This window comes from Hyphomonas atlantica corrig., from assembly GCF_017795365.1.
GTDB lineage: Bacteria > Pseudomonadota > Alphaproteobacteria > Caulobacterales > Hyphomonadaceae > Hyphomonas > Hyphomonas atlantica.
Window position 1 is genome coordinate 2,688,613 of the sequence record NZ_CP051254.1, and the last position, 12,734, is coordinate 2,701,346.

Here is a 12,734-nt window from a genome sequence, read left to right on the forward strand (position 1 = left end):
TTACGCTCCATGATTTGTGATTGTTGTGGATGTGCCTTTACCATGCAGAACTTTAAGCAGCGAACCTTCCTCTTTCAGAGAAAAGACCACGATTGGAATGTTGTTGTCACGCATGAGACTTACCGCTGACGGGTCCATCACGCGAAGATCCTTGGCCAAGAGCTCCTGATACCCAACTTCATCGTATCGCGTGGCATTAGCGTCGATCTTGGGATCGGCCGTGTAGACGCCGTCTACCTGCGTCCCCTTCAGCAAGGCGTCGCAATTCATCTCAATCGCTCGGAGAGCTGCGCCGGTATCAGTTGTAAAGAACGGATTTCCGATACCCGCCGCAAATATCACCACGCGACCCTTTTCCATGTGGCGTTGAGCACGCCGCCGGATATATGGCTCGCAAATCGATTCCATCCGAATTGCAGACTGAACGCGCGTCGGAACACCGATGCTCTCCAAGACGCTTTGCATCGCCAAAGCGTTCATGATGGTCGCGAGCATACCCATGGAGTCTGCTTGTGCTCGCTCCATACCTTTCGCCGCCCCAGCAACACCGCGGAATATATTCCCTCCGCCGATAACAAGGCAGATTTCAGAGCCAGAATCCTGAGCCGCCTTGATCGCGTGAGCAAATTTTTCGCAGGTAGGAATATCAATGCCAAATTGCCCAGGCCCCATGAGTGCCTCGCCGGAGAGCTTCAGCAACACCCTCTTGTATTTCAACGGGTTGGAGTCGGACTCTTCAGCTTGCATGAGGGGGTTCTCCGGATATGGCGGCCTTGTATAGGCTCCTAAAAGATTCCCGGCCGCCTGTCATGGGCGACCGGGATGTTCAAAGCCCTTTGCGGGCAGAAAGGCAAGCTAGATCAGCTGCCTTTTGTCATTGAGGCAACTTCATCCGCGAAGTTGTCTTCTTCTTTCTCGACACCTTCGCCCAGCTTGAAGTGCACGAAGCCTTTCAGAGTGGCGCCTTGTTCCTCAAGGAACTTGCCGACAGTCTGGTCTGGATTCATCACAAAAGGCTGCTCTACGAGGACTACTTCCTTGTAGAATTTCTGCATGCGGCCAACAATCATCTTCTCAATGACATTGTCTGGCTTGCCGCTTTCACGTGCCTGCTCGGTCAAAACACGCTTCTCGGCTTCAACGATTGCCGGATCCAGCTCATCGGTCGTTGCAGCGGCAGGCGATGTGGCAGCAATGTGCATCGCAACCTTGCGACCGATGTCTTCCAGATCACCTGATCCGTCCAGAGCAACCAGAACGCCCACTTTACCCATGCCCGCAGTTTCGGCGTTGTGGATGTAGGAAGCCACTTTGCCGTCAGCAGTCAGTTTCGCGCTACGGCGAAGAGTCATGTTTTCGCCGATTGTCGCGATGAGGCGCTTGATCAGATCGTCAACAGTGCCTTCGCCATCCGGCGAACCGGCAGACGACAACGCCTCAACCGATCCATCGGTATCGAGCGCGGCTTTGGTGATCCCGGCGAGCGCAGTCTGGAACTTTTCGTTCCGCGCCACAAAGTCGGTTTCTGCGTTCAGCTCAACAATGGCGCCTGTTTTGCCGTCTTCAGAGACTTTAACAGACACAAGACCGTCTGCCGCAGTCCGACCGGACTTCTTCGCGGCTTTCGAGAGGCCTTTTGCGCGCAACCAATCCACGGCTGCAGCTTCGTCACCATTGTTTTCAACGAGCGCCTTTTTGGCATCCATCATGCCTGCGCCAGTCTTCTCGCGCAGTGCTTTAACAAGCGCAGCGGTAATCTCAGCCATTGCTGTATTCCTTCAGTTTGGTCTTCAGGTCAGACGCCCTGTCTTAGGCGCCTGTTGCGTCTTCAGCGGTTTCACCCTCAGCGGCAACAGCCGCATCAGCTTCAGCCATGGCGTCTACATCTTCCAGCTCACCAAGGTCTACGCCAAGGCCTGCGGTAGATTCGGCAAGGCCGTCCAGCACGGCGTCCGCAAACAGGTTGCAGTAGAGAGAAATAGCGCGAGCCGCATCGTCGTTTCCGGCAAAGCCGTAATCCGCATCGGCCGGATCGCAATTCGTGTCGAGTACAGCCACAACCGGGATGCCCAGCTTGCGAGCTTCCTGAACGGCGATCGCCTCTTTGTTGGTATCGATCACGATCATTGCAGCCGGGAGACCGCCCATGTCGGCGATACCGCCGAGGGACATCTGCAGCTTGTCGCGGCGACGCTCCAGATCGAGCAGCTCTTTCTTGGTCAAGCCTTGGCCGCTGCCGCTTTCAAACATCGAATTCAGCTCTTTGAGCTGTTTGATGGAATTGGACACAGTTGACCAGTTGGTCAGCGTGCCGCCGAGCCAGCGGTGATTCATGTAGTACTGGGCACAGCGCTGTGCAGCTTCAGCAACTGGGTCTGCTGCCTGACGCTTCGTACCAACAAACAGGACACGACCGCCTTTTGCGACTGTATCGCGCACGAAAACGAGCGCCTGATGCAGTGCTGGAACTGTCTGGGAAAGGTCCATGATGTGGATGCCGGAACGCTCGCCGTAGATGTACGGCTTCATGCGTGGGTTCCAGCGGTGAGTTTGGTGACCGAAGTGAACGCCAGCTTCGAGCAGCTGACGCATGTTGAAGTCAGGTAGGGCCATAGATTGTCTCCATCCGGTTGGCCGTCACGGGTGGAACTTTGGACCACCATGGCCCTTCGCACCGGATGCACCCGTGAACTGGTTTCTAATGGGGCGGCTTATACAGATATTGCCAATGGCTGCAAGGCTTTCAGCTTGGGTTTTGTCAGGCCGCTTTGAGCGGTTCTACACGCTCAACGCCAGGCGCCTCTTTAAGCGCTCTCTGCGCGCTGAGGCCAATCGTGTAAGTAGATGGAAGTTTCATGGTCACAACTCGACCATCCTCAAGTGGCATTTCTATCAGAAGCTCTCCTTTTTCAAGGTCTTGAAGCTTCGTCAAATGCTCGACAACACCCGCAAGATCTCCGACGAAGGCACCAACGGCCAGCCTGATCTTCAAAGCCCCCATTGCCTTAGACAGGCGTGCAGCCTCTAGCTTGAGCACCCGCTCGGCGTTCAGCTTTATCTCCTCCGCATTCCGTTTCACGCCGACTGTAATCGCGACGGCATTGCCAACCTGCAAGAGATCGTAATTTTGAGAGAGCGTTTCCGGAAACACCATCATCTCGACTTCGCCGGAAGGGTCAGACAGCGTCAAGAAGGCGAACTTGCCGCCATTCCGAGCTGGCTTGTCGCTGCGCGCGCGTACAACGCCAATCATTTCGAGCGGTTTACCATCAGCCGCTCGATCCTGAACTTCCATGGCCAGTGTGACCCGCTCGCGGTCCAAGCCCTCAAGGACGTCATCGAGCGGGTGCCCCGAAAAGTAAAATCCGATGGATTTGAACTCCTGATCCAGCTTCTGCTGACCGTTCCAAGCTTTCGCCTTCGGCAAGACGGGGCGAAGAGCTGGTTCTGCTTCACCGAAAAGACCACCCTGCCCCCCTTGCCGGTCTTGAGCGGCACTCACAGCCATATTCGCCAACAAGGGCGCTGACTCGAGCATCTTCGCGCGGTTCGGCTCAAACGAATCGAAGGCGCCGGCCTTCGACAGGGATTCAAAAGCCTTCTTGTTCACATGCTTTGGATCCACACGCTCGGCAAAGTCGTACAAGTCTTCGAAACGACCATCGCGCTCGCGAATTTCAACGACGTGCTTCATGGCTTCAAGTCCGACGCCTTTAAGCGCGCCGAGGGCGTAGACAACCGCGCCATCCTTCACGTCGAAATCAGCCGTCGATGAATTCACGTCAGGAGCAAGAACCGGAATTTTGAGACGTTTGGCTTCCTGAAAGAACGCCGCCAGCTTGTCCGTGTTGCCAATATCGAGGCTCATCGATGCGGCCAGGAATTCAACCGGGAAATGCCGTTTAAGGTATCCGGTATGATAGCCGATCAGAGCATATGCGGCCGCATGTGATTTATTGAAACCATAGCCAGCGAACTTTTCCATCGTATCAAAGATGTCGTTCGCCAGTTTCTCTTCCATCCCTTTCAATTCGGCCGCGCCTTCGACAAAGCGCTTCCGCTGGGCAATCATCTCCTCAACTTTCTTCTTACCCATGGCACGACGCAACAAGTCAGCTTCACCGAGGGAGTAACCGGCAATCTCCTGCGCCATCCGCATGACCTGTTCCTGGTAAACGGGAACACCATAGGTCGCTTCAAGAACGGGTTTCAAATCTGGATGTTGGTAGACAACCGACGACGGGTCCTCCTTACCCTGAACGTAAACCGGAATATTCTCCATAGGCCCGGGGCGATAAAGGGATATAATGGCGATGACGTCTTCCAGGTTGTGCGGACGCACCTTTTTCAGCGTGTCCCGCATGCCTGCACCTTCAAGCTGGAACACGCCAAGGGTTTCGCCACTAGCCATAAGATCATAAGTGGCCTGATCATCCAGGCTTTGCCATTCCGGCCCGACATCGCGCCCGTCACGGCGAATAAGCTTGAGCGCGCGGTCGATGACCGTCAGCGTCTTCAGACCGAGAAAGTCGAACTTCACCAGCCCGGCCGTTTCGGCATATTTCATATTGAACTGCGTCGCAGGCAAATCAGCACGCGGATCGTTGTAAAGCGGGACCAACTCCACCAGAGGCCGATCACCGATCACCACGCCAGCGGCGTGAGTGCCTGCGTTTCGGTATTTGCCCTCCAGCGACAAGGCTATCTCTAGCAACTCCCCGACACGCTCGTCCGCGTCTATTTCGTCTTGAAATTTCGGTTCGTCGTCGATTGCGTCCTGAAGCTTGGGGGGATTCGCCGGGTTGAACGGAATGAGTTTCGCAAGCCGGTCAACCTGACCATATGGCATCTGCATGACCCGGCCTACATCGCGCACCACAGCCTTGGCCTGCAACGTACCGAAGGTAATGATCATCGCCACCGAATCGGCGCCATATTTATCGCGGACATAGCGAATTACCTCTCCACGTCGCTCCTGACAGAAGTCGACGTCGAAGTCGGGCATCGACACACGTTCCGGGTTCAGGAAGCGCTCGAACAGCAGGTCAAACCTGAGCGGATCAAGGTCTGTGATCAACAACACCCAAGCGACAAGAGACCCCGCACCAGACCCCCGGCCTGGACCCACCGGAATTCCGTTTTCCTTGGCCCATTTGATAAAGTCGGAAACGATCAGGAAGTAACCGGGGAACCCCATGCGTTCGATGATCGAAAGCTCGTAATCAAGACGTTCGAAATAGGTGTCACGGTCCGCATAAAGTTTGTCAGCGGCGGACAGTCTGAATTCCAATCCCTCAACAGCCTGTTTCCGTAATTCCTCTGACTCGGAACGACCTTCCTTGGAGAAGTTCGGCAGAATAGGCTTATGCGTTTCGGCCTTTACCGCGCAACGTCGTGCGATCTCAGACGTGTTGGCAATCGCTTCGGGCAGGTCCTCAAACAAGGAGACCATCTCGCCGGCGGTTTTGAGATACTGCGAAGGGTCTACGCGTTTGCGATCATCCTGGCCGAGATACTGGCCGTTGGAGATGCACATCATGGCGTCGTGCGCCTTCGCGTCCGCTGACTTCATGAACCGGGCATCGTGCGTGGCCACGAGCGGAAGACTGAGCTCGTATGCCAGATCCACAAGCCCCTCTTCCGTTGCATACTCATCTTCGGTGCCGTGCCGGGTAATCTCGACATAGCAGCGACCGGGATAAGCTGCAGCCAATGTAGATAGCTCTGTGCGTGCGTCCGCTACTCGGCCTTTCAACAGATGTTTGGCCACCTGCCCCTCAGCCCCTCCGGTCAGCAGGATCAGACCTTCTGTGTTGTCGAGTAGCAAATCGCGATGTAACTTGGGCACGCCATCAGCAGCGTCCAGGTACGCTCGCGAAGACAAAAGCATCAAACGCTTGTAACCCACATCATTCTGAGCGTAGAGCGAAATACGGCTGGGTTCGCTTTTTGGGAGGCCGTCCGTGACGTCAAAACAGCAGGCCATGATTGGCTGAATGCCCGCATCCGTCAGCGTCAGCGAGATCTCCAGCGCGCCAAATAGGTTGTTGCGGTCAGTTATCGCAATCGCAGGCATGCCCTGCTCAGCACACCACGCCTTCAGGCCTTTCGGCGTGATCATGCTTTCGAGCAGGGAATAACTCGAACGAACGGCGAGGTGGATAAAGGTCGACTCAGTCACGGGGCGGCTCCTGTTCACAGGATACAGTGCCGTGAAGCCCTCTTCCAGACCAGACGCTGTCAGCCGCGTTTCACAACTTAATCCGGCTGATAATCAACCAGTTTTCCGTCCGACAACGTCAAAACGCGATCCATGTGCTTGATCAGGGAGAGATTGTGCGTCGCCACCAACACGGCTGCGCCTTCGTCTCGCACCATTTTAATGAGTGTCGCAAATACACGCTCTGTCGTGGCCGGGTCCAGATTGCCCGTTGGCTCGTCAGCAATGACCAACCGGGGGTCATTCGCCAAGGCCCTGGCAATGGCCACACGCTGTTGTTCACCACCAGACATCTGCGCAGGCTGGTGGTGCCCCCGATCCTTCAAACCCATTTCGGCGAGAAGCGCCGCCGCTTTCTCGCGCGCAAGTTTCTGTTTTACGCCCGCGATCATCAACGGCATCGCGATATTGTCCGCGGCGTTGAACTCCGGAAGAAGGTGGTGAAACTGGTATACAAACCCGATTTTTGCTCGGCGGATTGCGGTTCGGCCTTTGTCGTCAAGAGCGAGGCAATCAATGCCATCCAACAACACCTTGCCGGACTCCGGGCGCTCGAGCAGGCCGGCTGTATGCAATAGAGTTGATTTGCCCGAGCCGGAGGGACCCACAAGCCCAACCAACTCTCCGGCGTTCAGCTGGAGATTGGTTCCGCTCAACACATGCAGTTCGCCTGCCGCCGTCTTGTAGAAACGGTCGATATCGCGAAGCTCGAGTACTGGCTGGCTCATTACTCGAACCTCAACGCACTGACCGGATCTTGACGGGATGCCCACCAGGCCGGAATGATTGACACCAGCATTGACATGCCTAGTGCATAGAGCCCAGTTCGGATCACTTCTCCCCAGTCCAGGATCGCCGGAAGGCCCTCAAGGCCATAGACTTCGGCATCAAAAACCTCGCCCGGAACAAACAGGTTTATGAACGCCTCGACCGCATCAATGTTTGTGACGACGAGAATGCCAACTGCCATACCGAGTACTGCACCCAACGTTCCAAGAATGGTGCCAACAAGCAGAAATACGCGCAACACCCCACCTCGTCCCAAACCAATCGTCCGCAAGATAGCGATGTCGCGGGTCTTGTTTTTAACCAGCATGACAACACCAACAATGATGTTCAGAGTTGCGATCCCCATAATCACCATCACAAGCAAGCGAACCATGGTGCGTTCAACTTGCAGTGCATTCAGGTAACCGGCCCGCTGGCTCTTCCAATCGAACGTGTAGAGCGCATTGCCTGTCGCGTCGGCGATGGCTGCCATTGCCTCGGTGGTCTTGTTGGGATCGTCCAGCCGGATGTCCAGCATTTGATAACGGTCCTTGGACTGGAACAGGATCTGTGCCTGCTCCATCGGCATGAACATATAGAGCCGATCCAACTCCACACTTCCTGTCTTAAACACGTCGCCAACTGTGTAGGCTTTGCTGCGCGGCGTCGACCCCAACGGCCCTGAATTCGTTTGAGATGTGATTATCTCCACCTTGTCGCCGGGCCTGACCCCAAGACCTTCGCGGCCTGCAGCCAGGAACGCCCCCATCATGATGACATTGCCGCCATTCTTGCCTTCGCCGAAGCCTGACGCGATGGCTGCCTCTCCACCATCTTTCAGAAACGGCATCGTCGCCAAATCCTCCTGACGGATCGCGCGGACAGCAGCGCCAGTTTTGCGCCCATTCGCTGTCACCAGCACGTATTCTTCGATGTAAGGCGCAACACTTGATACGCCATCTATCAGACTGATCGTCTCGGCAATTTGTTCGGCTTCTTCCTCAGTGTACGACGCGACAACGCCGTAGACGTGCGGCTGGCCACCCAACAAGGCGTCAAGCAATGTTGCGCGAAAGCCGCTCATGATTGACATGGTGATGATCAAAGCTGCGACTGCGAAGAAAATGCCGACAAACGAGATGATGGAAATCAAACTCGCACCGCCATGTTCACGCTTGGCGCGTAGATACCGCCACGCAAGCGTCCGCTCGAGTTTCCCAAAGGGAGATGCAGCTGCGGGCAAGTCACTCATTCAGGGCGCACCTTTGCCAATGCATCGGCGAGTGGCAGCTCTTCCTTCTCACCGGTCTTGCGATTTTTGACTTCGACCACACCGTTCTTCAGGCCACGCGGCCCGATAACGATCTGCCACGGTAGACCGATCAGATCCATCCGCGCGAATTTGCCGCCGGCACGGTCTTCGGTATCGTCATAGAGCGCATCAATCCCAGCCAGTTCCAATGCTTGATAAGCCTGTTCACACGCTGCATCGCACTCTTCGTCACCAGCCCGCATATTGATGATGCCAACATGGAACGGCGCAACGCCATCAGGCCATACGATACCGTTCTCGTCATGGCAGGCCTCAATGATTCCGCCGACCAGACGCGATACGCCGATACCGTAACTTCCCATTTCCACCGGGACCATCTGACCATCAGGTCCCTGAACAACTGCATTCATAGGTTCGGAATACTTTGTGCCGAAATAGAAGATGTGACCAACTTCGATGCCACGTGCAGAGACCCTCCGGTCTTCCGGCAGCGCCTCGAAAGCGGCCTCGTCGTGCATTTCCTCGGTTGCAGCGTAGTATTGCGTGCGTTTCTCCACTTCGGCGCTCAAATCCGCAGAGAAATCGAGATCAATGCCCGGCGCGGGCATATCCAGAAGCGTCTTGTCACAGAAGACTGCGCTCTCGCCTGTGTCTGCCAAAATGATGAACTCATGGCTCAATTCGCCGCCAATCGGTCCAGTATCCGCACGCATGGGCACAGCCGTCAGTCCCAAACGGGAAAACGTGTTTAGATAGGCGCAGAACATCCGGTTATAAGAATGCCGCGCGTCTTCAGCGGTTAGATCGAAGGAATAGGCATCCTTCATCATGAACTCGCGACCACGCATCACACCAAACCGCGGACGGATCTCGTCCCGGAACTTCCATTGCTGGTGATACAGATTCAATGGCAGTTGTTTGTAGCTTTTCACGTAGGAGCGGAACACGTCTGTGACCAGTTCCTCATTCGTCGGCCCGAAAAGCATATCGCGATCATGTCGGTCTGTGATGCGAAGCATTTCCTTGCCATACGCTTCGTAACGACCGGATTCGCGCCACAAATCGGCCTGTTGGAGGGTTGGCATCAGGATCTCAACAGCACCCGCGCGGTTCATTTCCTCCCGCACGATCTGTTCGATCTTCTTCAGTACGCGCAGGCCAAGCGGCAACCACGTGTATATGCCCGCGCCATTCTGGCGAACCATGCCGGTGCGTAGCATAAGCTGGTGCGAAACAATGGCCGCATCCGAAGGGGCTTCTTTGGAAACAGGCAGAAAATACTTCGACAGACGCATGGAATCTCCGTGATCGCGCACTAAACGAAGGCCAACTAGCCGCAGCGCCCCCTATTGCGCAAGCAAACGTGGCACGATGATGGCTGTTAATGTGGTCAGGACAATCGCGCCGCCCGTCGCCCATATCGCTTTTTTACGAAGCATCGGGTTCTTCGGAGCGGCCTCTTCGGTGCCAGGCGTCGTTGAATCGTCTTCCCATTGTCCCGCAACGCCAATCGGCAAGACGACAAAAAACGACAACCACCAAGCAATGGTGAAAACAACACCGGCACCGAAAAGAGTCATCAGTGAGCTTCCTTAGGCGTTTCCATCAGCTCGATGAGTACGCCGTTCGAGTTTTTTGGATGAACGAAAATGATCGGCGTGCCGTGTGCGCCGATGCGCGGTTTACCCAGCACCGTCGCGCCACGCTTCTCCATCTCATCAACGGCCTGATTGATGTCGTCCACTTCAAAGCAGACATGGTGCTGGCCGCCCTTAGGATTCTTTGCGATGAAATTCGCAATCGGTGACTCGGCATTCAAAGGCTCAATCAATTCGATCTGGCTGTTCGGCAGATTCACAAAACAGACCTTCACGCCCTGCTCAGGCATATCGAATGGCGTCGTGATATCTGTCGCGCCATACAGCGTTCGATAGGTTTCACATGCTGCCGCCAAATCAGGAACAGCAACGCCAACATGATTCAGTGGACCAATTTTAAACTCTGACACGGGTTTCAACTCCTCAGCACGATCACTTCTATTATTGGGCGGTGACCAAACGTGTTCAAACAGGCTTTACGAAGTGCGCGGCCAACAGCGCGCTCTACCGCATCATCATCCATGCGATCTCGTTTCTTCATGCGACCAATCGCGTCTTCCGCCGCGATCTCTAGTGGCTCGATGCTTTCATCAGCAATACGCCCGTCACTTTCTGACAGACCTTTTGCGATCACCACTGGCCCGTCGAGCACGTCGCCAGAATCATCGAGGGTCATCGTCGCGAAAAGGATGCCCGAAAAAGACAGTTTACGACGCTCATCAATGCCCTGAGCTCCCTCCGGAACCAAACGGTCCCCATCCAGAAACAATCGTCCTGATGGCACCAAATCAGTGATTTCAGCTTTACCTGGAGCCAATCGCACTAAGCTGCCATTCCGAGGCGTGACGGCATTCGGCACCTGTAGGGACTTCGCAAATGTCGCATGCTCCATGATATGCCGTCGCTCACCATGAACCGGAACCGATACTTTCGGACGAACCCAGCCATACATTCGGCGCAACTCATCGCGACACGGGTGTCCGGACACGTGGATCGGATATGGCACCATGCGCGGTGTAATCACGCGCACTCCCTGCTCGGCGAGCGCATTCTGCAGCTCGAAAATACCCTTCTCATTTCCCGGGATCTGCCTGGACGAGAATATGACCGTGTCGCCCTCGTGAAAGGTAACGTTTCGATGATCGCGGCGCGCAATGCGCGTCAGTGCTGCGCGGGCCTCACCCTGACTCCCAGTGCAAAGGTAGAGAATGTGTTCCGCCGGAATCTGGCTAGCGTCCGACTCGTCGACGAACTCCATTGTGTCTGACAGGATTCCAACCGATTTGGCCGCGTCGGTGATACGATGCATGCTGCGCCCAACTAAACACACGGCCCGACCGGCCGCTTCCGCAGCCTCCACAATGGACTTCACACGCGCGACGTTCGACGCGAATGTCGTAACGGCGACGGCTTGTTTTTGCTCCGAAATAAGGTCGATCAGTCCCTGTTTGACTGATTCTTCTGACCCGGACTCACCCTCCTCGAACACGTTCGTGGAGTCGCATACCATTGCGAGAACACCTTCATCGCCAAGGGCTGTGAGGCCCTCCACATCAGTGGTTTCACCAATCTGCGGATCGGGATCAATCTTCCAATCTCCGGTGTGGAGTATGGTTCCAAGCGGCGTCTTGATCGCAAGCGCGTTCGGCTCCGGAATAGAGTGGGTCAACGTAACATAGGTCACCTCAAACGGTCCTGCCGTCACGGTCCCGCCAAGTGCGACGGGTTTTAACCAGCTCGGATCCACGCCCCGTTCGACCATTTTCGACCGCACAAGCTCAGCCGTGAACGGCGTTGCATAGATCGGCGCGTTGGTTTGCAAACGTGGGTAAAGCAGACCCACGGCGCCGATATGATCTTCGTGCGCATGCGTCAGGAATATTGCATCGATCTGCTCGCCAATAAGGTATTCCGGATCAGCGCAGATCAGATCAACACCAGGCGTTTCAAGCGATCCGAACGTCACCCCCAGATCTGCGATAATCCAGCGGCGGTCATGAGCAGGCCCATATCCATAGGCATTCAGATTCATACCGATTTCATCACATCCCCCTAAGGGAAGGAATACCAGCTCATCCTCAACGCCAATCGTGTCCGCCATTCTTATCAACTATTCCGTCTGTAAATTTCGAGCAGACCCCGTATGGTAATATCTTGATCATAATAATCTATAGTCTGGCTGGCACCTTCGAACAGTGACGCAACGCCACCCGTGGCTATCACTTTCATCGGCTTGCCATATTCCGCCTTGATACGTGTGACCAATCCGTCGATCAGATCAATGTAACCCCAGAACACACCTGATTGCATGGCGCTGACAGTGTCCTGCCCGATAACGCGAGAAGGCCTTTGTATCGCAATGCGCGGCAGTTGCGCGGCAGCGTCGTGCAGCGCCCGCATGGACAGGTTTATGCCGGGGGAAATGATCCCTCCTTCAAAACCGCCATCCTCGGCGACGACGTCGAACGTCGTGGCCGTTCCACTATCGATTACGACCAAATTACCCTCATAGGTCTTGTGCGCCCCGAGCGCGCTGACAATACGGTCTGCGCCAACCTGCTCTGGCCTATAAATGCGGACCTCGACACCAGTTTTCAAATTGGGGTCGCCAATGAACATCGGCTCGATTTCAAGGTACCGCCGGGCCAGATTCCGGAAATTGAATTGCGCTTGCGGTACCACCGTCGAAATGACGCAGCCTTTGATACGCTTCAGATCGACCCCATACATATCTGCCAAGCGCCAGAGCCAGGCGGCGTGATCATCAGCCGTCTTGGTCGGGTCCGTTGCACTTCGCCACTGATTGATCCAGCTTTCACCATCGTGAATGCCAAACACCGTATTTGTATTGCCTACGTCAATTGCCAGCAGCATT

The 12,734-nt window shown here is 55.3% G+C and carries 11 protein-coding genes; all 11 read right to left on the reverse strand.

Going from position 1 to position 12,734, the window contains the following annotated elements; translation table 11 throughout:
• The 11 genes from pyrH to HF931_RS13060 all read right to left on the reverse strand — a co-directional run bounded on the left by pyrH (position 1) and on the right by HF931_RS13060 (position 12,733).
• The gene (gene pyrH / locus HF931_RS13010) at positions 1-747 is read right to left on the reverse strand and encodes a UMP kinase (protein WP_035555053.1); all 747 of its coding nucleotides are present in this window, start codon (positions 745-747) and stop codon (positions 1-3) included.
• A 113-nt stretch (positions 748-860) separates the two neighbouring features.
• On the reverse strand, positions 861-1,766 hold the full coding sequence (tsf, locus tag HF931_RS13015) for a translation elongation factor Ts (protein ID WP_273240421.1): 906 nt from the start codon (positions 1,764-1,766) through the stop codon (positions 861-863).
• Positions 1,767-1,809: 43 nt separating this feature from the next.
• The gene (rpsB, locus tag HF931_RS13020; protein WP_035555046.1) at positions 1,810-2,613 is read right to left on the reverse strand and encodes a 30S ribosomal protein S2; all 804 of its coding nucleotides are present in this window, start codon (positions 2,611-2,613) and stop codon (positions 1,810-1,812) included.
• A gap of 145 nt (positions 2,614-2,758) precedes the next feature.
• Complete coding sequence (gene dnaE, locus HF931_RS13025) at positions 2,759-6,181, reverse strand: DNA polymerase III subunit alpha (protein WP_035555043.1); 3,423 nt, start codon at positions 6,179-6,181, stop codon at positions 2,759-2,761.
• A 77-nt stretch (positions 6,182-6,258) separates the two neighbouring features.
• A complete protein-coding gene (locus HF931_RS13030) occupies positions 6,259-6,948 on the reverse strand; it encodes an ABC transporter ATP-binding protein (protein ID WP_035555040.1) in 690 nt (229 codons plus the stop codon).
• Positions 6,948-8,240, reverse strand: coding sequence for an ABC transporter permease (locus HF931_RS13035; protein ID WP_035555037.1), 1,293 nt, complete (start codon positions 8,238-8,240; stop codon positions 6,948-6,950). The genes HF931_RS13030 and HF931_RS13035 overlap by 1 nt, the downstream gene beginning before the upstream one ends.
• Complete coding sequence (gene proS / locus HF931_RS13040) at positions 8,237-9,556, reverse strand: proline--tRNA ligase (protein WP_035555035.1); 1,320 nt, start codon at positions 9,554-9,556, stop codon at positions 8,237-8,239. The genes HF931_RS13035 and proS overlap by 4 nt, the downstream gene beginning before the upstream one ends.
• A 51-nt stretch (positions 9,557-9,607) precedes the next feature.
• Positions 9,608-9,841: a DUF1467 family protein gene (locus HF931_RS13045; protein WP_035555032.1), complete on the reverse strand. Its 234-nt coding sequence runs from the start codon at positions 9,839-9,841 to the stop codon at positions 9,608-9,610.
• On the reverse strand, positions 9,841-10,269 hold the full coding sequence (gene mce, locus HF931_RS13050; protein WP_273010994.1) for a methylmalonyl-CoA epimerase: 429 nt from the start codon (positions 10,267-10,269) through the stop codon (positions 9,841-9,843). The genes HF931_RS13045 and mce overlap by 1 nt, the downstream gene beginning before the upstream one ends.
• Positions 10,270-10,274: 5 nt before the next feature.
• Entirely contained in the window at positions 10,275-11,960 is a 1,686-nt protein-coding gene (locus tag HF931_RS13055; RefSeq protein WP_273240426.1) for a ribonuclease J, read from the reverse strand.
• A 5-nt stretch (positions 11,961-11,965) separates the two neighbouring features.
• The gene (locus HF931_RS13060; RefSeq protein ID WP_273240428.1) at positions 11,966-12,733 is read right to left on the reverse strand and encodes a type III pantothenate kinase; all 768 of its coding nucleotides are present in this window, start codon (positions 12,731-12,733) and stop codon (positions 11,966-11,968) included.
• Between the last annotated feature and the right edge of the window lies 1 nt (position 12,734).